General features: G+C 65.3%; 22 protein-coding genes. 12 read left to right on the top strand and 10 right to left on the bottom strand.

Annotated features, from left to right (window positions below):
- The first annotated feature begins 29 nt into the window (after positions 1-29).
- The 3 genes from HK353_RS01345 (at position 30) to HK353_RS01335 (ending at position 3,235) form a co-directional block, all read left to right on the top strand.
- Positions 30-1,277 (top strand): LLM class flavin-dependent oxidoreductase, encoded by a 1,248-nt coding sequence (locus HK353_RS01345; RefSeq protein ID WP_245395701.1) that lies wholly within the window; start codon positions 30-32, stop codon positions 1,275-1,277.
- The gene (locus HK353_RS01340; protein WP_173151517.1) at positions 1,274-1,840 is read left to right on the top strand and encodes an NADPH-dependent FMN reductase; all 567 of its coding nucleotides are present in this window, start codon (positions 1,274-1,276) and stop codon (positions 1,838-1,840) included. Before HK353_RS01345 ends, HK353_RS01340 begins: the two co-directional genes overlap by 4 nt.
- A gap of 165 nt (positions 1,841-2,005) precedes the next feature.
- Positions 2,006-3,235 carry a calcium:cation antiporter gene (locus HK353_RS01335; protein WP_173151515.1) on the top strand — a complete coding sequence of 410 codons (1,230 nt, stop codon included), beginning with the start codon at positions 2,006-2,008 and terminating at the stop codon, positions 3,233-3,235.
- A 44-nt stretch (positions 3,236-3,279) separates the two neighbouring features.
- Here the strand turns inward: HK353_RS01335 and HK353_RS01330 are convergent, their stop codons facing one another.
- On the bottom strand, positions 3,280-3,747 hold the full coding sequence (locus HK353_RS01330; protein WP_173151513.1) for a winged helix-turn-helix transcriptional regulator: 468 nt from the start codon (positions 3,745-3,747) through the stop codon (positions 3,280-3,282).
- Positions 3,748-3,822: 75 nt separating this feature from the next.
- Here HK353_RS01330 and HK353_RS01325 point away from each other — a divergent pair, with 75 nt between their 5' ends.
- Together HK353_RS01325 and HK353_RS01320 are read left to right on the top strand one after the other, a co-directional pair.
- A complete protein-coding gene (locus tag HK353_RS01325; protein ID WP_342589773.1) occupies positions 3,823-4,260 on the top strand; it encodes a PaaI family thioesterase in 438 nt (145 codons plus the stop codon).
- A gap of 1 nt (position 4,261) precedes the next feature.
- Entirely contained in the window at positions 4,262-4,801 is a 540-nt protein-coding gene (locus tag HK353_RS01320) for a PaaI family thioesterase (RefSeq protein WP_173151511.1), read from the top strand.
- A gap of 84 nt (positions 4,802-4,885) precedes the next feature.
- Here HK353_RS01320 and HK353_RS01315 read toward each other — a convergent pair whose 3' ends face one another.
- The 4 genes from HK353_RS01315 to HK353_RS01300 form a co-directional block, all read right to left on the bottom strand.
- Positions 4,886-5,170, bottom strand: a complete 285-nt coding sequence (locus HK353_RS01315) for a helix-turn-helix domain-containing protein (protein ID WP_173151510.1) — start codon at positions 5,168-5,170, stop codon at positions 4,886-4,888.
- On the bottom strand, positions 5,167-5,490 hold the full coding sequence (locus HK353_RS17515) for a type II toxin-antitoxin system RelE/ParE family toxin (RefSeq protein ID WP_173151508.1): 324 nt from the start codon (positions 5,488-5,490) through the stop codon (positions 5,167-5,169). The genes HK353_RS01315 and HK353_RS17515 overlap by 4 nt, the downstream gene beginning before the upstream one ends.
- A gap of 39 nt (positions 5,491-5,529) precedes the next feature.
- Positions 5,530-7,131 carry an AMP-binding protein gene (locus tag HK353_RS01305; protein WP_173151506.1) on the bottom strand — a complete coding sequence of 534 codons (1,602 nt, stop codon included), beginning with the start codon at positions 7,129-7,131 and terminating at the stop codon, positions 5,530-5,532.
- Between the two features lie 185 nt (positions 7,132-7,316).
- Entirely contained in the window at positions 7,317-8,402 is a 1,086-nt protein-coding gene (locus HK353_RS01300; RefSeq protein ID WP_425350528.1) for a GmrSD restriction endonuclease domain-containing protein, read from the bottom strand.
- Between the two features lie 274 nt (positions 8,403-8,676).
- Between HK353_RS01300 and HK353_RS01295 the strand changes: the two genes are divergently transcribed.
- A complete protein-coding gene (locus tag HK353_RS01295; protein WP_173151502.1) occupies positions 8,677-9,393 on the top strand; it encodes a hypothetical protein in 717 nt (238 codons plus the stop codon).
- Between the two features lie 216 nt (positions 9,394-9,609).
- Here the strand turns inward: HK353_RS01295 and HK353_RS01290 are convergent, their stop codons facing one another.
- From HK353_RS01290 to HK353_RS01275, 4 genes are read right to left on the bottom strand one after another with little or no spacing between them, the layout of a single operon-like run.
- Positions 9,610-10,410 carry a sulfite exporter TauE/SafE family protein gene (locus tag HK353_RS01290; RefSeq protein ID WP_173151500.1) on the bottom strand — a complete coding sequence of 267 codons (801 nt, stop codon included), beginning with the start codon at positions 10,408-10,410 and terminating at the stop codon, positions 9,610-9,612.
- A 12-nt stretch (positions 10,411-10,422) separates the two neighbouring features.
- Positions 10,423-11,229: a thioesterase family protein gene (locus HK353_RS01285; protein ID WP_342589772.1), complete on the bottom strand. Its 807-nt coding sequence runs from the start codon at positions 11,227-11,229 to the stop codon at positions 10,423-10,425.
- 28 nt (positions 11,230-11,257) lie between these two features.
- Complete coding sequence (locus HK353_RS01280) at positions 11,258-11,734, bottom strand: enoyl-CoA hydratase-related protein (RefSeq protein ID WP_342589771.1); 477 nt, start codon at positions 11,732-11,734, stop codon at positions 11,258-11,260.
- 28 nt (positions 11,735-11,762) lie between these two features.
- Complete coding sequence (locus HK353_RS01275) at positions 11,763-12,644, bottom strand: LysR substrate-binding domain-containing protein (protein WP_173151498.1); 882 nt, start codon at positions 12,642-12,644, stop codon at positions 11,763-11,765.
- Positions 12,645-12,723: 79 nt separating this feature from the next.
- Here HK353_RS01275 and HK353_RS01270 point away from each other — a divergent pair, with 79 nt between their 5' ends.
- From HK353_RS01270 to HK353_RS01245, 6 genes are all read left to right on the top strand, one after another.
- Positions 12,724-13,671 carry an EamA family transporter gene (locus tag HK353_RS01270; protein ID WP_173151496.1) on the top strand — a complete coding sequence of 316 codons (948 nt, stop codon included), beginning with the start codon at positions 12,724-12,726 and terminating at the stop codon, positions 13,669-13,671.
- A complete protein-coding gene (locus HK353_RS01265) occupies positions 13,668-14,324 on the top strand; it encodes an NAD(P)-dependent oxidoreductase (protein ID WP_173151494.1) in 657 nt (218 codons plus the stop codon). Before HK353_RS01270 ends, HK353_RS01265 begins: the two co-directional genes overlap by 4 nt.
- A gap of 97 nt (positions 14,325-14,421) precedes the next feature.
- Positions 14,422-15,828 carry an MFS transporter gene (locus HK353_RS01260; RefSeq protein ID WP_173151492.1) on the top strand — a complete coding sequence of 469 codons (1,407 nt, stop codon included), beginning with the start codon at positions 14,422-14,424 and terminating at the stop codon, positions 15,826-15,828.
- Positions 15,825-16,487, top strand: a complete 663-nt coding sequence (locus tag HK353_RS01255) for a GntR family transcriptional regulator (protein WP_173151490.1) — start codon at positions 15,825-15,827, stop codon at positions 16,485-16,487. The genes HK353_RS01260 and HK353_RS01255 overlap by 4 nt, the downstream gene beginning before the upstream one ends.
- Before the next feature lie 220 nt (positions 16,488-16,707).
- Positions 16,708-17,718 (top strand): aldo/keto reductase family protein, encoded by a 1,011-nt coding sequence (locus HK353_RS01250; protein WP_173151488.1) that lies wholly within the window; start codon positions 16,708-16,710, stop codon positions 17,716-17,718.
- A gap of 294 nt (positions 17,719-18,012) precedes the next feature.
- Entirely contained in the window at positions 18,013-19,464 is a 1,452-nt protein-coding gene (locus HK353_RS01245) for an MDR family MFS transporter (RefSeq protein WP_173151486.1), read from the top strand.
- A gap of 67 nt (positions 19,465-19,531) precedes the next feature.
- Here HK353_RS01245 and HK353_RS01240 read toward each other — a convergent pair whose 3' ends face one another.
- Positions 19,532-20,764, bottom strand: coding sequence for an MFS transporter (locus HK353_RS01240; protein WP_173151484.1), 1,233 nt, complete (start codon positions 20,762-20,764; stop codon positions 19,532-19,534).
- Positions 20,765-20,821 lie beyond the last annotated feature (57 nt).

Raw genomic sequence — 20,821 nt, 5'->3', positions numbered from 1 at the left:
CATTTTCGTCGCCGTCACGAGGAGAGACCTTGAGCGAGTCCGCGCAGCCGCACATCACCCCACCGCAGCACTCCGAAACGACTGATTCCCAGCCGACGCAGCAGCCGAACTATATGCACGAATTCGGTCTCGACCGAGGTCAGGGACTGCAGTTCGGCATCTACAGCCTCGGCGATCATCTGCCTGATCCGCACGACGGATCACGCGTCGATGCGGGGCAGCGCATCCACGAGTTCATCGGCTACGCCCAAGCCGCCGAAGCAGCCGGACTCGACTTCTTCAGCCTCGGCGAGAGCCACCAGGAGTTCTTCGCCTCGCAGGCCCACGCCGTCATCCTCGGCGCCATCGCCCAAGCCACGGACACGATCCGCATCGGCAGCTCGTCGACGATCCTGTCGACCTCGGATCCGGTCAGGGTGTTCGAGAACTTCGCGACGATCGATCTCATCTCCGGCGGTCGTGCCGAACTCGTCGCCGGTCGCGCCTCCCGGGTCGGTCTGTTCGAGCTCCTCGGCTACGATCTGCGCGACTACGAAGAACTGTACGAGGAGAAGCTCGATCTGCTGCTGAAGATCAACCGCGAGAAGCAGGTCACCTGGTCCGGGCAGTTCCGGGCACCGCTCAACGACGCCGAGGTCCTCCCCCGCCCCACCGGCAAGGCACTGCGTATCTGGCGCGCCGTCGGCGGGGCACCGGCGAGCGCGGTGAAGGCGGGACTGGCTGGGGTTCCCATGGTCATGGCCCACCTCGGCGGGACCACCTCGGTGTTCAAGGGCACCGTCGACGCCTACCGTCGCGCGGCCGCGCATGCCGGATTCGATCCGGCGACCCTGCCGATCGCCACAGCGGGATTCTTCCACGTCGCGGAGACCTCGCAGGAGGCGCTGCGGGCGATGTATCCGCACATCAACGAGGGGATGAAGCGCACGAACGGACAGGGCATGCCCAAGCAGCACTTCGCGCAGAGCGTCCATCCGGCGTCGATCGCGAACATCGGCAGCCCGCAGCAGATCATTGAGAAGATCCTCCACCAGCATGAGGTCTTCGGTCACCAGCGCTACCTCGCGCAGGTCGATTTCGGCGGGATGGCCTATGCCGATGTGATGAACCAGATCGACATCATCGGCACCGAGATCCTGCCCGCCGTCAAGAAGTACACCGCCACCGAGCCTGGGGTTTCGGGAGTCGGATCCGCCGGTTCCGCGTCCGGCTCCACTGGTTCTGCGTCCGGCTCTGCTGGTTCCACATTCGACTCCGCCGAGGAGGCGCTGGCATGAAGATGATTCTGCTGTCCGGGTCGAACGTCGGAACGAAGACCCGGACCGTGATCGATCACCTCGCCGAGGCGGTCGCCGCCTACGACTCCACCATCGAGCTGAGCGTCATCGACCTCGCCGAGGCGGACATGGTCTTCGCCGACGGCCGGAACTTCACCGAGTACACCGGTGACACCGGTCGAGTGGCCCGGGAGCTCATGGACGCCGATGCGATCATCATCGGCACCCCGATCTTCCAGGCGTCGATCCCGGCGGCACTGAAGAACGTCTTCGATCTCCTGCCGACGAGCGCCTTCCTCGACAAGGTCGTCGGCGTCATCGCCACGGCCGGGTCGTCGAAGCACTATCTCATTCCGGCCCAGCACCTGCTGCCGATCCTCAGCTACATGAAGGCGCAGGTCGTCCAGCCGTATGTGTTCGTCGGCGAGAGCGACCTCCATCGCGGCGAGATCGTCAGCCACGACGTCCTGCAGCGCCTCGACCGCCTCGTCGAGGACACGATCGTTCTCACCCGCACCTTCGCCTCGATCCGAGAGGAGCGGGACGCCGCCTACGGGTTCTGAGGAACGCTCCTGCGCCAACTGACACGAACCCATCCGGTGCCCCAGATCACCGGATTTGCCGGGCCAGATAGGCCTGGTTAACCTGAAAGTGGAAGGAACCAGCCGGGACGACCCGGGTGCGAACGAATCACGATGGGGACGGCCTCAGAGACAGGAATACCTTTCATGACCGCCGCCCTCCGCTCAGTCATCACGCCGACCGCAATCCTGCGACTCGTCCTCGGCTGGGGCGCATTCATCGCCCTGCAACTCATGGGCTCTCTGCTTGCCCCACCGGTTCCCCTGCCGCTGCTCGTGACCGCACTCGTGGTCATCATCGCGGTCACCCTCATCTGCGCCTTCGGCGTCGTCACCGAAGCCGAACACTTAGCGAACCGCCTCGGCGATCCGTACGGCTCGCTCGTGCTGACGATCTCGATCTGCCTCATCGAGGTCATCCTCATCGCCGCGGTGCTGCTGGGCCCCGGCGACCACGCGACGATCGCCCGCGATTCGGTGATGGCAGTGTCGATGATCATCCTCAACGCCGTCATCGGCCTCTGCCTGCTCGTCGGCGGACTGCGCCACGGCGCACTCACCCACAATCGCACCGGCGTCTCGAACTACCTGGTCATGATCGTCGTCTTCGCCGCCCTCGCCTTCGCCGTGCCCGCCTTCATCGGCACCTCCGACGGTGCCTACGCGATCTGGCAGGAGATCCCGATCATCGTGGTCACCGTCGGCGCCTACGTCTTCTTCCTCTACCGACAGATGGGACCGCAGGCCCACGAATTCACTGAGATGGCACCCGTCGGGGATGTTTTGGCCGGCGCCTCATCGACTGCCGGAACGACGCAGTCGTCCCCCGCCGAGGCGGCCGACCGGTCCGAATCTAGCCGGCCCGAGGCAGCCGACCAGGCTGACGACGCGCCTCAGGGAATCGTCGAGATCCTCTCAACCCACCGCGTGGAGATCATCCTCCGGCTGGTCCTCCTCGTTGCCACTGTGCTGCCGATTGTGCTGCTCTCCCATGACATGGCCACGCTCCTCGATGACGGCCTGGGCCGCCTCGGCGCTCCTGTTGCTTTGTCCGGGGTGGTCATTGCGATGGTCGTGTTCCTGCCCGAGACCCTCACCTCTCTGCGAGCGGCGTGGAACGGCGAGATCCAGCGGGTGAGCAACCTCTGCCACGGCGCTCAGGTATCGACGGTGGGGCTGACGATACCGACGGTGCTGGTCATCGGCATGCTCACCGATCAGCAGATCGTGCTCGCCGAGTCGCCGATCAACCTCGCGCTGCTGGCGATCACGCTCCTGGTCTCTGTCATCGGGTTTGCCGCCAAGAAGGTCACGGCCGTCCAGGGGGCCGCTCACCTCATCATCTTCGTCGTCTTCAGTCTCGCGCTCTTCGCGTGAGCTGCCGGCACAACGGTTGAGTCGCCAGCACTACTCTGGAGCGCCTACGGCTTCACCAGCGCGCCGGGGCCGGGAGCGGTCTGGCCCTCGCTCGGTGAGGTGAGCTCATGGCCGGCCGCACACATGACCTTCGCTTCGACCGGTTCTCCGCAGTCGCGATGCGTCACGCTCACCGGCGGGCCGTCCGGCCCTGAGCAGTGCTTGTCACCCCACTGGAGCAACGTGATGAGCGCGGGATAGAGCTCGCGCCCCTTGTCGGTGAGTCTATATTCCTTTCGCGCCCGCCGGCCCGGTTCACTGTAGGTCGCGGGCTCGAGGAGACCGCCCGCGACGAGCGTGCGCAGACGCTCGGCAAGCACTGGATCGGAGACCCCGAGGTGGTCGCGCAGCTGATCGAATCGCCGCACACCGTTGAACGCATCCCGCAGGATGAGCAGCGTCCACTTCTGTCCGATGACATCAAGACTGCGTCGGATCGAGCAGGCAGCGGAGTCGTATTCGAGCCATTCCATGTCCCCTCCTTTGGTTGACCGTCGTCGACGCGCTAGGCTAACTTCATAATAACAAGTCAGATCGACGGAGAACACGTGACTGATGACGCGCAAGCCGCTCAGATCCCCGATGTCTCGCTGGAGAAGGCAAGTCGATTCGTCGCGGCTTCCGGTTTCGTCGTCGAGGAGGTGACGGCCACCTCGGTGCGGGGATATGCGGAACTCGACGAGAATCACCACCCTCCATGGGGCGTCATCCACGGCGGCGTGTACACGACCATCGTCGAAAGTGCAGGCAGCATCGGCGCTTCATACGCCGTGGCTGAGCGCGGCGAGTTCGCCGTCGGCGTCCACAACGCCACCGACTTCCTGCGCCCGAGCACGGGAGCCCGCGTCAACGTCGAGGGCAACGCCCTTCATCAGGGACGCACTCAGCAGCTCTGGGAGGTCATCATCACGGACTCGGCCAGCGGCAAGCAGATCTCCCGCGGCCAGCTGCGCCTCCAGAACGTACCCATGCCCGAAGGGAACTGAGATGAGCACCGAGGCGGAGCCGAAGCTGCGCGACGGGGTCACACGCGACCCTCGCGAAACGACCATCGCTTGGGGCGATCCGACCATCGGTCTCAAGCAGATGCCTCACCTCGACGGCATCGATTTCCTGCAGAAGATCGCCGACGGTGAGATCCCCGGTGCGCCTATCGGCGCACATATCGGAATGGAGCTCACCGAGGTGGAACGGGGCAAGGTCACCTTCACCTGCCGTCCCGACGAATCCCATTACAACCCGATCGGCACTGTCCACGGTGGACTGGTCTGCACTCTGCTCGATTCGGTCCTCGGATGTGCCGCGCATTCGCTGTTGCCCGCGGGCATGGGCTACACCTCGATCGACATCAATGTCAGCTACCTGCGCCCCGTGACCGCCGACAGCGGCCCTCTGGTCGCCACCGGCCGAGTCACCAAACCGGGACGTCGGGTCACCTTCGCCGAGGGCGAGGTCGTCGACGCAGCAGGCAAGACCGTCGCGACCGCGACGAGCGGCCTGCTGATCTTCCCTCTCGAATCGGCCTGAACCTCAGCTGCTGCGGGGCGACGGTTTCATCGTCACCCCGCAGCAGGAGATGGCTTGAGGGCATCAGAGGGCTAGGCCCAGATATCAGACCAACGCGACTCGCTTGTGGGCAACACGCGCCAGCCGCTCCAACATCCCTGTCCCGGGCATCACTGCGCCGTTTTCGATCCGAGCGATTGCCGCCTGAGTGGTATTCATGCGCTTTGCAAGTTCTGCTTGAGTCAATCCCATTGAGATTCGCTCATCGTAGAACAGTTGGGCAATCCGGATTCCTGCATCGATGTCATCGTAGCCCGCCTCGTATTCAGCGCGCTCTTTCTCTGACATTTTGCCCAGACGTTCTTCACGCATCTGATCAAGTGTCTTCATTTTCTCCGCCACCTCCTCAATGCCAGTCGTGCTCTCGCGACCTGCTTCTGCTCACTGCTTCGTTGTTTGCGGAACGTGGTCAACGTGATGACCCGCCGTCCGGGGTCGAATGTGTACGTAATCCTTCTTTCGACGTTCTGGCATTGGAATCTGAGTTCGTGCAATCCTCCACCGAGACTTCTGGAACGCGGCATTCCGAGCTCCGTCCCATGCTCCGCCAGGTTCTTCAGGTGTCGATCCGCAATCCGGAAGTCATTGTCACTCAATGATTCCAGCCATTTCTCCACCTCACGAGAGACCTCGATCGTCCATTCGACCATACAAAATTATATCATTCGTGATATATCCATGAGAAGGCCTCAGTTCCCGGCCATCTCCCGCAGTGCGTTCTTGCGGATCTTGCCGGTCGACGTCGTCGGCAGCTCATCGACGAATTCGACTCCGGCCGGTGCCTTGTAGGAGGCGATTCGGGTCTTGACGAATGCGATGAGGTCGGCATCGGTCGCCTCGGCGGCGGGCCTCAGAACGACGTAGGCCAACGGCCGCTGTCCCCACTTCTCGTCGGGCATTCCGACAACGGCCGCCTCGGCGACGGATTCGTGGGCGACGAGGGCCTGTTCGACCTCGATGGTGGAGATGTTCTCTCCGCCGGAGATGACGATGTCCTTGGCACGGTCGAGGATCTGGACGTACCCGTCCTCGTGCATCACGGCGAGGTCGCCGGTGTGGAACCAGCCGCCTCGGAACGCCTCGGCGGTGGCTTCGGGAGCGTTGAGGTAGCCCTTCATGACGTTGTTTCCGCGCATGACGATCTCGCCCATCGTCATCCCGTCGCGGGGAACGTCGGTGAGCACGTCGTCGTCGCGCAGCTCGACCACGCGCATGCGCTCGGCGCTGATCATGCCGATCCCCTGTCGGGACTTCAGCTTCGCGCGCTCCTCCACCGGCAGGCCGGTCCATTCGGGCTGCGGTTCGCAGGAGGAGTACGGGCCGTAGGATTCGGTGAGTCCGTAGACGTGGATGACCTCGATGCCGAGGCCCTCCAACAGGGCGATCGTCGTCGGCGACGGCGGGGCGCCGGCCGTGGTGATCGACAGCGATCCACCCAGGTCGTGGGCTTCCTTGGCCCCGGCGATGGTGTTGAGCACGACGGGAGCCCCGGCCATCCGAGTGACCTTCTCCTCGTCGATGAGTCGCCAGGCTTCGGGCCCGCGCACGGCTCGGATGCACACGTGCGTGCCCGACACCGCGGTCAGCGCCCAGGTGGTGCACCAGCCGTTGCAGTGGAACATCGGCAGCGTCCACAGGTACTTCGTCAGAGCCGGGAAGTCCTGCGTGATGACCTCGCCGAGGGAGTTCAGGTACGCCCCGCGGTGGGTGTACATGACGCCCTTCGGCCGGCCCGTCGTGCCCGAGGTGTAATTGACGGTGATCGTCGCCGTTTCGTCTTCGACCTCGTAGGCTCGCGGTGATTCCGGCGCCGAGGCGGTCCAGTCGGCATACGCTTCCACACTGAGATCCGCGGCGGCCACCTCACCTGGAGTGCCGTCCTCGTCAGGGTGGACGACGATCGTTTCGACTGAGTTCGCAGCCCCGGCGTCGATGATCGGTTGGAGGAGTCCGGCATCGCCGAAGAGGAACTTCACTTCGCTGTGGCCGAGGATGTATTCGACCTCGGGCGGTGCCAGTCGGGTATTGAGCATGACGAGCACGCCGCCGGCCAGCGGGACCGCGTAGTGGGCGATGAGCGCCTCGGCGCTGTTGGGCGCGAGCACCGCGACCGTGTCCCCGGGTTTCAGTCCCCGGCGGACGAGTCCTTCGGCGAGGTTCTGCACGGTCTCGGCCATCTGCCGGTAGGTGAAGCGACGGGGCCCGTCGACGATCGCCTCCCGGTTCGGGTGAGCCTCGAGCGAACGCTCGAGGAAGCGCAGCGGAGTCAGGGCGGTATCGAGTCCGGACATGTCAGATCTCCTCATCGTCGATGATCAAGTCGGCCGCCGGCAGGCACAGCTGCGACGGTGTTCGACTTCAGATTACCGAGCGAATGTGATCGCGTGCACACCGCCCCCGCCGAGGCGGCCGAACGTCAGTGCGACCGATCCCTGTCCGCGCTTCGGTTCCATGCGAATGTGAGCGTGAGCCGCCGCTATTCGCAGGCGATTCCGTCGCTGTCGCGGTCGAGGTGGGACCCGTAGCCGGGGTCGCCTTGGCGAACGGGTGCGGCACCGGCTTCGCGGGCGGCCGTGCAGTTCTCGAAGAACGTCGACGAGTTCGATGAGCCACCTGATGATCCGCTCGACGAACGGCCTGATGTACCACTCGAAGTTCCGCTCGACGACGATCCCGAGCTCGAGGATTTCTGACCAGCCGGGCGGGTCTCTTCCTTCGTGGTGACATTGTCACCGTCACCGGGGCCGGGCCAGTCGACATCCTCGGCGAAGGCGGGCTGGTCATCGCACTTCGCCAGCACGCGTTCCATGGCGGACTTTTCCGCGGGGACCACCCATAGCTCGTATTTGTGCTTCACGGCGATCTGTCGGGCAACGTATTCGCAGCGGTAGGACTTGTTCGGCGGCAGCCAGGTCGCGGCGTCGCCGTCGCCCTTCTGCCGGTTGAGGCTCGAGCTGACGGCGAGCAGATTGAGTGGGTCGTTGCCGAACTCTTTCAGCGTCTCGTCGTCGAATTTGAAAGCCCCGGTCTGCCAGGCGTTCGATCGGGCGACGACATGGTCGATGTCGACGGCGTTCGCGCTGCGGTCGAAGTCGTAGGTCTCGCCGGCGTAGGGGTCGTCTAGCGTTCCGGCCAGCACGATGCATCCGTGGGTTCCGGCCTTGAGGGTGATGGTCGTGAGGTCGCGGCGGAGCACGTCGTTGCGGGTGTCGCAGCCGTTGTGGTCGGTGTCCGCACGCCATTTGAACAGGTCACCGTCATACCCGGTTTTCGGTGCCCGGCCCTTGACCGTGAGTTCATCCAACATCGCCGAGGCGGTCCCCGTCGCCGCGCTGCCCGCGCGGCCTTCGTCCTCTTCGCCGGCTTCGTCGGTGTCATCGCTTGTCGCCGATGTCGAAGGGTCGGCGCTCGGCTTCGGGGCCTCACGTGTGGGTGTGGGGTCGGCGGTGCTGGATGAGGCGGTGTCCACGGCCGGTTGGGCATCCTCGGCGCATCCGGACAGAAGGCCGAGGGACAGGACTGCTGCGAGTGCCGCGAGTGTGCGACGTGAGGAAGAGAGCAAGGGCATGGACTTTCGGGCGTGCAGGCTCGCTGGTGGCGCGAGATGGTTCAGACGTGGTCGTGGACCGAGCCGGCGAAGCCGCTACTCGATCCACTTCGATCAGTGTAGGACGGGCAGAGCGTCAGTGGCACTCGGTCGGCCGAAACGTTTCCCATTCGTTAGATACGCGGAAAACGTGCCAGCGGACCTCCCGCTGACCATCCCATCTGACTCCACCGGCGGGTGGGTGCATGATGGAGGGAACGGTGGGCAGCCTCGGCGAGGAGGATTTTCGATGCGACACGATGAGGAGCGCCCGCGCACCAGCGGGTTCCTGGCCGACGGGACGGTGCCGGGGCACTGGACGCAGGTGCTCGGGTCGATGCGCGAGAATCCGTTCACGCATCTTTCACTGGGTGAGGTGCGCGCCGAGGCGGCCCACCACCTCGTCGTCGCGCCCTCCCCCGAGATAGCCCACGCGTGTTTCGGGGAAATGCTGAGCGCGTTCGACAATGCCGGCGACAGGGCAGACGCTCGTGGTGGGCCCCGCCAGGTCGAAGTAGCCGCCGTCGACGAGCTCGTGCCGGATCGCGTCCTTGCGGGGACGTGGGTGTTTCTGCCGCATCGGCAGGACGGGTGGACGGAACTCGAGGACGCCTCGGCGAAGGTGCGGACCGCATTGGTGGAGGAGAATTCGTCTCGCGAGGGAGGGTGCAAGATGGTCCTCATGGAGTACGGGATCAACCTGTGGATGTGGGCCGAACCGCCGTCGAGCGGAGGCGACCCCGTCTGCCACGCCGGCGAACTCATCAGCTGGGAAAGCGCCTGGGCGCTGAGTGCGGAGGCTGGCCACGGTACCTGCAGAACGGACGGCTTGGACCACGCTCGCTCTGGCGACGCGCCTGCCGAAGATTCGGCCACTCCGGAGACTTCACCGCCGACCGCCTCGGCCCGCCCGCCGATCTACTTCGGTCTCCCACCTATCCTGCGCCAGCGCCGGTGGGACGGCTGAGCATATTCTCCAACTCACCTCCGCCGACCGCTCACCTTAGCGTCGAGCGCACAAACTATACGGCGAGCGGTCGACGCTAAGGTGAGCAGTCGGTTAGCACGAATGTGGCTGAGGCGAGCGGTCGACGCTGACGTGCGCGGTCGGCGCCGGCGCTAGTATCTGAGCGCCTGCACACGCTGCTGGACCGGCTGACCAATTCGCCAAACGGCCGAGACACTACGCCACAGCTACGACTACCCCAGCTGCCACGAGCAGCACGAAATAGCCCCAAGCGTGGAGGATCTCGGGGATCTTCGGCACCCGGCGACGCAGGAACACGATGATCGGCAGTCCGCCGATGAGCAGCGCCGCGGCCGCCACCAGGTCGAGTGATCCCACGATGCCCGGAGCGTCGATCGCCGCCGGAGTCAGGATCGTCACGAGCACGGCCGGGGTCATGATCACCAAGGTCAGCGGGTTGGCCAGGGTCGTAGCCACAGTCATCGTCGCCCCGGACCGGCGCATCATCGGCACCGTCATCACCGACCCTCCGACACCGAGGAACGAGGCCAACCCACCGATCGGCACACCCCAGACAGCGGCGATTCCGCGGCCTCCCTCGTTGACTTCGCCAACGTTATCGACGACCGCGGCCTTGCGCCGGAAGAATCCGGGCCGGGTGAGCAGATCGATGGCCGTGGCCGCGATGTACGCGACGAACCCCCACTGCAGCAGCGCGTCCGGTGCGAATCGTCCTGCGAACGCACCCAATCCCCCGCCCAGCGCGAGCAGCCCGAGCAGCCACCACCTCCCCCGCAGGTGGGCGAGCGTGGAGCGTTTCGTCGACACCGTGGCGATGATCGCGTTGACGAGCATCACCAACGCCGAGGTGGCCGCCGCCACCCGCGCCGTGTCATGTCCGAGATCCGCATCGACCAGGGTGATGATCGGGACCGTGACGAAGCCGCCGCCGAACCCGAAGAGCACGGTGGTCAGGCCGACGAGGCAGCCGATGAGAACGAGCCCGAGGAACTCCATGCTCTCAGGATCTCAGAGTCGGGCGATGAGCAGCGGCTGGGTCACAGCTCCGACGTAGCCGATCTCGTCAGCCAGGTCTCCGTTGGCAACGCCGCGACCATCGGGACCGACGTGGGTGCGGACGTTCATGTTCAGCCATTCGGACTTCGGTTCCCGGGCAAACGTCAGCGACAACGACGGTGGGATGAACGTCCACTCCCCGTACGGCAGAGCCGCAGAGACTCCGTTCGCCGAGTCCGCCACGATGACGAAGCGCTGAATCGGGCTGGTGTCTTCCCCCGAGACGAGTGGGATGCGGGGCCGCACCCAGACATCGGCCGCGCCGAGCTCCTGGAGGCCGCCGGAGACGAAGCGCCATTCGATCGCGCGACCGTAGCCCCAGTCGCGACTGATGCCCGGGAAGTACCTTTGCTCCTGCGGTTCCGGCACCGAGGAGGTGTCGAACGTCGAGGACACCTCGGCGCTGGATTCGGGTGTCGATCGCATCCGCCACGCTGTCGCGGTGACGGCGAGCCGGTCGTCTGCCCAGAGCTTGGCTTCGACGAGTTCGATGCGCTTTCCGGGTCTCAGGATGGTCGCCTCGGTGCGGATTCGACCCTGCGGGATGGGGCCGAGCATGTCAATCGTCAAACGGCCGATGCTCATCGCTTCGTCCTCGCGGACCCGTTCGACGGCACGGGCGAGCAACGCTGCGGGCGGCCCGCCGTGCTGCATGCGTTCGTCCCACGGGCTCGTCGTGGCCCGAGTCGAGTCGAATTCGTCGTCGCCACGCGGAAGGTAGAAGGCCTCGGGCAGCGGTGTGACGTCATTGTCGGTCACGTGTCCTCCTCAATCGTTCGCTAAGTTCTCAGGCTACTGTCTCTCGGCCTTCGCGGCGAAGGCGAGCGCGAATTTCTTCTGACTGTCGGCGATCGCCTCGGCTTCGAAGGTGTTCTTCCACGTCCGCATCAGTCGCTTCTGCTGAGCGATGACGGCGCGGCTGGCACTGCGTGGTGTCGCGCAGGAGGGCGAGCGCGCTCTTCGAGCGCGGTCCTTCCCCTCCCCGAGCTGGCAACCACGGTACCGGGATGGCCGCCTCGGCGACGATGTCGTTGAGGAATCCGCACTGCAGCATGTCTTCCGCAGTGAATCGGTTGCCAGTGAGGACGAATTCGGTCACTTTCGTCCAGCCCATGAGGCGGTGGAGGTTGACCGATTCGAGCACCGATGGAATGCCGATGCGCACCTCGGGCACCGAATACCAGGAGTCGCTGCCGCCGATGCGGAAATCTGCGGCCGCGGCGATCTCGGCAGCCCCGCCGATGCAGTAGCCGTCGATCGCCACTGTCTGCGAGTTAGTCGCTGCTACAACCCTATTCCGCATCAAGACCAGCCAGAGCCTCCTCAACGAAGACCGACGCAGCCGGACTCAGATTGAATTCGCTCCAAGCGAGGTATTCGACGCGCTTCGGCCCCTCAGCCACGGGCACGGTGACCAATCCCCGCCCCTCCGGCACAACTGCCGGAGCAAGCAAAGCGATGCCGAGGTCGTGCGCGACGAGGTCGAGCATCATGTCCACGAGCATCGATTCGAACGCGACCGTTCGGGTCAGTCCCGCCTCGGCGAAGGCCCGATCAGACTGCGAACGGCCGGGGCTGTCGGAAGGGAAGTCGACGAATGCCTCGTCGGCGAGATCGGCCAACCGCAGCCGTCGGCGCCCGGCGAACCGATGGCCCGGCCCGAGCACGGCCACAAGCCTCTCCTGCGCGATGACGGTGCTCGCCACGCCCTTCGGCTCTACGTCCTCCGGCAGTCCGAGAATCGCAGCATCGAGAGTCCCAGCCCGGATCCGTTCGATGAAGTCCAGACTGCCGCCCACGATCATACGGATGCTCACCTGCGGATACGTGCGGTGGAACCGGCCGAGTACCGCGGTGAGGTCGAGTCGGGTCACCGTCGGGATCGCACCGACCGTCAGACTCCCACGCATCTGCCCGGTTGCGGCGACCGCGTCGGTGACGGTCCGATCCGCGGCGTCGAGGGTCGCTCGGGCGCCGGCGACGAAGGCGTGCCCGGCCTTGGTGAGTTCGACTCTTCGGCTGGTCCGGGCGAAAAGTTGCACGCCGAGCTCGCGCTCGAGGGCCTTGATCTGATGGCTGAGCGCCGATTGCACGACATGGGTCTTCTGGGCCGCTCGGGTGAAATTCCGCTCCTCGGCGACGGCGAGGGCATAGCGCAGCTGCTGCAACTCCATTTATTCATGATGGCAGTTCATTGATCAGATGAAAACTATGTGTTGGAATCATGACACGGCGCAGGCAGATGCTGGAGTCATGACAACTACGACCGCACCCACCCCATCCACTCCGATTTCGACGGGCTCCCGAGTCGGAACCACCGTCCTCACGGCCCTGGCCCCTGCAGTTTGGGGCACGACGTATCTTGTGACCACGGAATTCCTGCCCGCGAGCCACCCGCTCTTCGCCGCCCTCATGCGGGCCCTGCCGGCCGGCCTCATCGGTCTCCTCATCGCCCGCCGCTTGCCCACCGGGTCCTGGTGGTGGAAAGCACTGGTGCTCGGGACGCTCAACATCGGGATCTTCTTTCCGCTTCTGTTCGTCGCAGCCACTCGCCTGCCCGGCGGGGTCGCTGCGACTCTGGGTGCCGCGCAGCCGATGCTCGTCACCGCACTCACGGTCATCGTCCTCGGTGAGCGTCTGTCGGTGTGGCGATTGGGCTGGGGGTTCGTCGGCGTTGCCGGAGTCGGTCTCGTCGTACTCGGCCCCGGTGCCGACTTCGATCTGGTCGGCATCGCAGCGGGCATCCTCGGTGCCGCCTCGATGGGAACCGGCGTCATCCTCGTCAAGAAGTGGGGACTGCCGCCCGGCATCGGACCGGTCGGCTTCGCGAGCTGGCAGCTGAGCGCCGGCGGACTCGTTGTCCTCCTGCCCACCCTGCTCATCGAAGGCGTCCCCGCACAGGTCGACGCCCCCGGCATCGCCGGCTACCTGTGGCTGGGCGGGACCGGCGGACTGCTCGCGTACACCCTGTGGTTTCGCGGCCTCGGACGCCTGCCGGTCACTGCCACCGCCCTGCTCGGGCTGCTCTCCCCGCTCGTGGCCGCCGGACTCGGTATCGTCTTCGCCGGTGAGAGCCTCAATCTCGCACAGGTCTCCGGCTTCGTCCTCGCCCTGGCCGCGCTCGCCTGCGGTCAGCTCTCCCCGACCGTTTTCACCCGTGCACGCGCCCTGAATCGCACAGAGAAGGAGCCCACAGCATGAAGATCACCGTCATCGGAGCCACCGGCATGGTCGGGTCCCGCATCGTCGCCGAGGCCGCCGACCGCGGCCATGACATCCTCGCCGCCTCACGCCGCCCGAACAGCACATCCGCCGTTTCCACTGCCGCAGTCCGGCCCGGAGTTCAGGCTCTCCCCGTCGACGCCCGCATCGCCTCCGACCTCAACGCGGCGCTGGCTGGTGCCGATGCGGCCGTGCTCACCGTCCAGGCCGCACCAGGACAGACGTCACAGTTCCTTTCCCTCACCGAGGCGGTGCTGACCGCGACCGCCCACGCGCAGGTGCCGCTGCTCGTCGTCGGCGGGGCTGGTCCGCTGCGGTCCCCGGTTGATCCCGACTCCATCGTCCTCAACGATCCTGAGTTCGTCGCCGAGGAGTGGAGAGATCTAGCTGCGGCGAGTCTCGCCCAACTCGAGGTCTGCCGGAATCACGCAGCGGACCGGTGGACCTACGTCAGCCCTCCGGCCGTCCTCGAACCTGGCGACCGCCTCAGCGACTATCAGCGCGGAACGACGATCGTGCTCACTGACCTCGACGGACGCTCCTGGATCAGCACCGAAGATCTGGCGGTGGCCGTCGTCGATGAAGCCGAAGTACCGAGCTGCGAAGGCCACTTTACCGTCGCTGCAGGCTGACGCGGTGTGAGGTGCGCGGCCGGATTCACTCTTGTATCCAAGATGGATGCAAATTAATGTGAGTGGGTCCTGACCACCACGACGACGTGAGACCGATATGACCAGCCACATCCGCGAACAAGCCAAACTCATCACCGCCCAGCTGCTCTCCGGAGCCGGCATCGCCTCCGGGTATGCCGTCGGCGGACTGCTCGCCGAAGAGATCACCGGACAGACGTCAATGGCCGGATTCGCGCAGATGAGCGTCATCCTCGGAGCCGGTCTCATCGCCTACCCTCTCGCCGTGCTCGCCGGCCGCTCCGGCCGCCGCAGGGCGCTGACCTTAGGCTTCGGCATCGGCACGCTCGGCGCCGTGGTCGTCCTCATCGGCGTCGCCCTGCAGTTCCTTCCCCTGTTCATGCTCGGGATGATGATGTGCGGATCCTCGACCGCCTCGGGCCTGCAGGCCCGTTACGCCGCCGTCGACCTCGCCGACCCGGCCGCCGCCGGTCGCGCGATGTCCCTGGTCGTGTGGGCGACGACCGTCGGCTCCGTCCTAGGCCCGAGCTTCACTGCCCCAGGAGCCCACCTCGGCGAAACGCTGGGCATGAACGGACTGGCCGGGCCCTACCTCATCTCGATGGTCGCGTTCGCCCTGGCGACACTGTCGGCCTCGACCCTGACGAAGTCGGTGGCCGCCGGCACCGACCATCCGGGCGAACCCGGGGTCGACGACCCCGGCCACGACGGTGAGAGCACGGCCGAGGACAACGGCATCGCCGCCTCGGCGAAGGAAACCGCTGCGACCAACAGGTCGACCAACACCGAGGCGACCGTCCCTCCCCCGATGAAGCTCGGCGAAGCGCTGCGCTTCGCCCTAGCCCGCCCGGTGCCTCTGTTCGCGATGATCACGATCATCACGGGGCAGATGATGATGACCAACGTCATGGTCATGACCCCGGTGCACATGGATCACCAGGAGTTCAGCCTCGGCGCGATCGGCATCGTCGTGAGCATCCACATCGCCGGCATGTACGCCTTGTCACCTGTGTTCGGCTGGATGGCCGACCGGTGGGGTTCGGGCGTCGTCATCGCAGGTGGGGCCGGTATCTTCGTTCTCACGATCGCCCTCGGCGTTATCGATGCAGTGGCTCCGGAATCGTCGATGGTGCTGCTGTCGACCGCCCTGTCGCTGCTCGGAATCGGGTGGTCGATGTTCCTCATCGGCGGCTCGTCCCTGCTCACCGCCTCGGTGCCGGCGCATGCGAAGGTGCCGCTGCAGGGCGCTTCGGATTCGGCGATGAACCTCGGCGGGGCGCTCATGGCGGCGATGGCCGGGTCCGTGCTCGGCGCCGGCGGATTCCTGTGGATCAACCTCATGGCCACATTCGTCCTGCTCGTCGCCGTCGGATTCTCGATCCGAGCGATCCCGCTGATGAGCTGGCCCGGACGCCGCGGATCCTCCCTCGCCGAGGCGGCCGACCAGTCCGCTGCCGCTGCGAGAAAGGACGGGGTGAGGAAATGAGCAGGAAGACGGAATCTTCGAAGACTGCGGCGGGTTCGATGAGCGCGGCCGAACGCGCCTACTCGGTCATCCGCGGGCAGATCCTCAGCGGCTCTCACACGCCCGGGACGATGCTCGGCGAGGCGGCACTGGCCACCGAGATCGGCGTCAGCCGCACCCCGGTGCGCGTGGCTCTGGCCAGGCTGCAGGACGAGGGGTGGATCCACATCTACCCCAAGCGCGGGGCGATCGTCCAAGGCATCGACGAACGCACTGTCGCCGAGCTCGCCGATGCCCGCTATGTGCTCGAGACGACCGCTGTCGAGCGGGCCTCCGAGCCCATGCGGCAGCGGTTGGCCGAGAAACTCGATAGTCTCATCACGCAGCATCGGGCCGCTTTCGCCGAGGGAGATGTCGCCCGATTCATCGAACTCACTTTGGAGTTCCACCGCGGCTTCGTCGAGGCCGGGGACAGCCGGGTGATGCTCGAGATGTATTCACTGCTCTCCGACCGGCACCGGTTCACTCTGTTCATGAACAGCCGGCACCTGCTCGATCGATCCGACGACCTCATCACCGAGCACGAGGCACTCGTGAAGCATCTGCGCTCCGGCGATTCCGCAGCGTTCGCGGCCACCCTGCAAGGACACATCGCGGAAAACGCCGGCCCGGCGCGCTGACGGACGGAAGCACCGGGCCCCTGTGGCGATTGGACTCGACGTCTCCTCGTAACGGCACAGTTTGAGTTGAGCAGCCCATGTTTGAACATGGGCTATCCACCTCGAACTGGGCCGCGACCGCACGGGCCCGCCGCGCGCGCTCGCTGCGCACTCACCGGTGGACTGACCCCCGCCTCGGCGAGGGGTTCCGCACTCCCGCGCCCGGTCGTAGGCTGAGGTCATGGAACACAGATATCTGGGAAACAGCGGACTCAAGATCTCCGAGATCACATACGGCAACTGGCTCACGCACGGTTCGCAGGTGGAGAACGACACCGCCACGAAGTGCGTCCACGCCGCCCTCGACGCGGGAATCTCCACCTTCGACACCGCCGACGTCTACGCGAACACCGTCGCCGAACAGGTCCTCGGCGACGCGCTCAAGGGCCAAAGGCGCGAATCGCTCGAGATCTTCACAAAGGTCTACTTCCCCACCGGCCCCAAGGGACACAACGACACCGGCCTGTCGCGCAAGCACATGATGGAGTCGATCAACGGCTCGCTGCGCCGACTCGGCACCGACTACGTCGACCTCTACCAAGCCCATCGCTACGACTACGAAACCCCACTGGAAGAGACGATGCAGGCCTTTGCCGACATCGTCCGTTCCGGCAAAGCCCTCTACATCGGCGTGAGCGAATGGAACGCCGACCAGCTGCGCGCCGCCCACCACCTGGCCAAAGACCTCGGCATCCAGCTCGTGTCGAACCAACCGCAGTACAACATGCTCTGGCGCGTCATCGAAGAACGGGTCGTCCCGACGTCGAAGGAACTCGGCATCTCGCAGATCGTCTGGTCCCCGATCGCCCAGGGCGCGCTGACCGGCAAGTACAAACCTGGCCAGCCGGTCCCCGCCGGCTCCCGGGCAACCGACGAGGACGGCGGCGGCGCGGAGTCGATCAGGAGCCGCTATCTTCACGACGACAAACTGACGGCCGTGGCGAAGCTCGAACCGATCGCCGACGAGCTCGGAATCACGATGGCGCAGCTCGCGATCGCCTGGGTGCTGGCCAACGACAACGTCGCCACCGCCCTCGTCGGCGCCTCCCGCCCCGAGCAGATCGCCTCGAACGCCGAGGCCGCCGGGGTCGCCCTCGACGCGGACGCCCTCACTCGCATCGACGACATCCTCGGCGACCTGCCGGAGACCGACGCCAACAAGACCCAGTCGCCGGCCACCCGCCTGACCTGACCCCTCACCGAGGCGGCCGACCGTCGTGATTCCGACTGCGGTCCCCTTGTGGGGCCGCGGTCGGAATCATCCGCACCAGCGGCGGGTGTCTGTCACCCAACCGGGAGATGAACTCGACGAATCTCACACCGACCCGGGACCACCTCGGCGGGGGTCGTGCAGTAAACTGCATAAAGCGGTTATATAACCCAGGATTTTATTTCCGGGCGCAAAGAGGGGCTGATTCAGCACACCGCAGCGGGCGGGCCGACGGTGGACGACGAGAAGAGCCGCAGACGACGAACAGGTGAGGGGATGCCATTGGCGAACGGAGACGAGACTCAGACGGACCCGTCAGAAGGCGCCCCGATCAATCGGAACCTCGTTCTCGCCGTCCTCGTCTCCGGCGCGTTCGTCATCATCCTCAACCAGACGCTGCTCAACACCGCCCTGCCGCACTTCATGTCCTACTTCGACATCACCTCCGGCGCGGCTCAGTGGGTGACGACGAGCTTCATGCTCGTCAACGGCATCATGATCCCGGTAACCGCCTTCCTCATCGAGAAGTTCACGACGCGCGGCCTGTTCTTCACCGCCATGGGCCTGTTCATCCTCGGCACGCTCGTCTGCGCGATCGCCCCGGTCTATCCGGTGATGCTCATCGGCCGCGTCATCCAGGCCTCGGCCGGCGGCATCATCATGCCGCTCATGCAGACGATCCTGTTCGCGATCTTCCCCGTCGAGAAGCGCGGCTCGGCCATGGGCACCTTCGGCCTCGTCATCGCCTTCGCCCCGGCCATCGGCCCAAGTCTTTCCGGCTGGATCGTCGATCACCTGCCCTGGCAGACGCTGTTCTACATGATGCTGCCGATCGCGATCATCGATCTCATAGTTGCCTATTTCCTGCTCAAGAACGTCACCGAACGGACTTTCCCCCGACTCGATGTCCTCTCGATCATCCTCTCCACACTCGGCTTCGGCGGACTGCTGTTCGGCTTCGGCACCGCCGGTGATGCCGGATGGCTCAGCGCCGAGGTGCTCATCCCACTGGTCGTCGGCGCAATCACGCTGACATTCTTCATCACCCGCCAGTTCAAGCTCGAGCAGCCGATCCTCGAGTTCCGCATCCTCCGCTACCGCATGTTCACGCTCAACACCCTGCTGGGCATGTGCGTGTTCATCGTCATGGTCGGCGGCATGATGGTCCTGCCGCTGTACATGCAGAACATGAATGACTTCTCGGCCATGGAGTCGGGTCTGGTCCTGCTTCCCGGCGCCGCGGTGATGGGACTGATGTCGCCGGTGACCGGTCGCGTGTTCGATGCCGTGGGCGCCAAATGGCTCGCGATCGCCGGCTTCGTCCTGCTCACTGGAACCACGTTCCTCTTCGCACGGCTGGAACCGGACACCTCGTTCGTCTACCTCGCCTTGGTCAACACGGTCCGCATGTTCGGAATCGCCCTGGTGATGATGCCGGTGACCACCGCCGCGCTCAACCAGCTGCCCTCGCACCTCATCCCCCACGGCACTGCCCTGAACAACACGCTGCGCCAGATCGCCACTTCAGTCGGCACAGCAGTGCTCGTGACGATCATGGTCTCGGCCGCACGGAACCCGGAGACCTACGGCATGGCGGGCCTGGTCCACGGCGCGAACGTCGCGTTCTTCGTCGCCGCCTGCGTCGGTATCCTCGGCATCCTCGGTGCGTTCTTCATCAAGAACTCCCACGGACTCGAACCGGGGCAGAAGAAGACGACCGGAAAGTGATCCCGGGACACTTCAGGTGCCGATCCGGTCCCTCGGCAGCTCCGGACCCTGCCCAGCGCTGACTGCTTCAGCCGTGCCCGTTGTTCCGCATCTGCAGAGTCCGCGCGATCCACGACAGGGCACCGGTGAACAGCAGAATCAGAGCACACACCAGGAAGGTCGACGACGATCCGAGATAGGTGAAGCCGAGCCCGCCGACCACACCGGCGACGGCCAGCCCGATGTCGAAGTTCATATTCCACGCGACGCTGGCCCGGCTCGGCGAACTGACTGAAGCGAAGGCCATGACGAGGCTTGCCGACTGCATGGCGCCCAATCCCAGTCCGATGATGAGCATCGAGATGAACAGCGTCCCACCATAGGAGACGACAGCGCAGACCAGCCCGATCGCCGTCAGGACGAGTCCCAAGATGTTGAGGGCGAACGGCGGGAAGTTGTCCGAAACAGCCCCGACGACGAAGCGTCCGATGACCGCTGATATCTGCATCCCGGCGATGAACAGTGCCGCCACGGCGACATCTTCGCCCGGCCCGAAGCCGACGATGATCCCGAAGACGATCATGCCGACGAGGAACGGAGACAGCATGAGGACGAGCCCGAGCGCCTCCCCCGCCCGGCACCCCACCTTCCGCAGGCTCCGCTTCTCGTTGCGACCGGGCCGAACCCCGCCCGTCTCGTTGCCGCTCGGCGATTCTCCCGAATCGTCATTCCCTCGCCGAGGCGGTCGACCGGGTACGTATTTGAGCACAGTGGGGACGGCCAAGAGGAGACAGGCGCAGACGATGAGGCGGAAGATCCAGATCGGAATCGTCTCGACCAGCCACAGTCCCAGCGGAGCTCCGACGGCCGCGGCCAAGGAGGTTATCCCACCGAAGAAGCCCAGCGCCTTGCCGATCCGACCCGGCGCGGTCGTTCCTGGGACCGCGGCATTGGCGAGGACCACGAAGAGCCCGAATCCGACTCCCCCGCAGAGTCCGGCGAGGACGAGTGCCAACAGGGGCGGGGTGACGAAGAGTCCGAGGAGCTGGCCGAGGAACTGCAGCACAAGAGCCAGCATGAGCGAGACCTTGAAACCGAAGACGCGACCGGCCCACGGAGCGAAAGGCTGGGCGACGATGACACCGATCATCATGGTCGTCAGCACCGACCCGCCGGTGACGGTCGACAGTCCATCCGTTGACGCAATCGTCACCATCGTCGAATAGCTGAAAAAGAAGGCCGAGAACCCGAACATCGCCGTCCACACCAGACCCAACAGGGCCGGGGTGTACGTCGCCTGAGACGGATGTTCGGGGTCCATAGTCCGAGGTTACGACATCGGCACTGCATCTGCCGTATCAGCATCGTCTGCCTCTCT

The sequence above is a fragment of the Brevibacterium permense genome (genome assembly GCF_013280495.1).
Taxonomy (GTDB): Bacteria; Actinomycetota; Actinomycetes; order Actinomycetales; family Brevibacteriaceae; genus Brevibacterium; species Brevibacterium permense.
The sequence above is the reverse complement of the archived record's forward strand: the minus strand, read 5'-3'. Positions and strand labels throughout refer to the sequence as shown.

Excerpts from the sequence above, each read along its gene's own strand:
- HK353_RS01340 (WP_173151517.1), top strand. The coding sequence starts at position 1,274 with ATGAAGATGATTCTGCTGTCCGGGTCGAACGTCGGAACGAAGACCCGG.
- HK353_RS01335 (WP_173151515.1), top strand. The coding sequence starts at position 2,006 with ATGACCGCCGCCCTCCGCTCAGTCATCACGCCGACCGCAATCCTGCGA.
- HK353_RS01330 (WP_173151513.1), bottom strand. The coding sequence starts at position 3,747 with ATGGAATGGCTCGAATACGACTCCGCTGCCTGCTCGATCCGACGCAGT.
- HK353_RS01320 (WP_173151511.1), top strand. The coding sequence starts at position 4,262 with ATGAGCACCGAGGCGGAGCCGAAGCTGCGCGACGGGGTCACACGCGAC.
- HK353_RS01315 (WP_173151510.1), bottom strand. The coding sequence starts at position 5,170 with ATGAAGACACTTGATCAGATGCGTGAAGAACGTCTGGGCAAAATGTCA.
- HK353_RS17515 (WP_173151508.1), bottom strand. The coding sequence starts at position 5,490 with ATGGTCGAATGGACGATCGAGGTCTCTCGTGAGGTGGAGAAATGGCTG.
- HK353_RS01305 (WP_173151506.1), bottom strand. The coding sequence starts at position 7,131 with ATGTCCGGACTCGATACCGCCCTGACTCCGCTGCGCTTCCTCGAGCGT.
- HK353_RS01295 (WP_173151502.1), top strand. The coding sequence starts at position 8,677 with ATGCGACACGATGAGGAGCGCCCGCGCACCAGCGGGTTCCTGGCCGAC.
- HK353_RS01290 (WP_173151500.1), bottom strand. The coding sequence starts at position 10,410 with ATGGAGTTCCTCGGGCTCGTTCTCATCGGCTGCCTCGTCGGCCTGACC.
- HK353_RS01275 (WP_173151498.1), bottom strand. The coding sequence starts at position 12,644 with ATGGAGTTGCAGCAGCTGCGCTATGCCCTCGCCGTCGCCGAGGAGCGG.
- HK353_RS01270 (WP_173151496.1), top strand. The coding sequence starts at position 12,724 with ATGACAACTACGACCGCACCCACCCCATCCACTCCGATTTCGACGGGC.
- HK353_RS01265 (WP_173151494.1), top strand. The coding sequence starts at position 13,668 with ATGAAGATCACCGTCATCGGAGCCACCGGCATGGTCGGGTCCCGCATC.
- HK353_RS01260 (WP_173151492.1), top strand. The coding sequence starts at position 14,422 with ATGACCAGCCACATCCGCGAACAAGCCAAACTCATCACCGCCCAGCTG.
- HK353_RS01255 (WP_173151490.1), top strand. The coding sequence starts at position 15,825 with ATGAGCAGGAAGACGGAATCTTCGAAGACTGCGGCGGGTTCGATGAGC.
- HK353_RS01250 (WP_173151488.1), top strand. The coding sequence starts at position 16,708 with ATGGAACACAGATATCTGGGAAACAGCGGACTCAAGATCTCCGAGATC.
- HK353_RS01245 (WP_173151486.1), top strand. The coding sequence starts at position 18,013 with ATGCCATTGGCGAACGGAGACGAGACTCAGACGGACCCGTCAGAAGGC.
- HK353_RS01240 (WP_173151484.1), bottom strand. The coding sequence starts at position 20,764 with ATGGACCCCGAACATCCGTCTCAGGCGACGTACACCCCGGCCCTGTTG.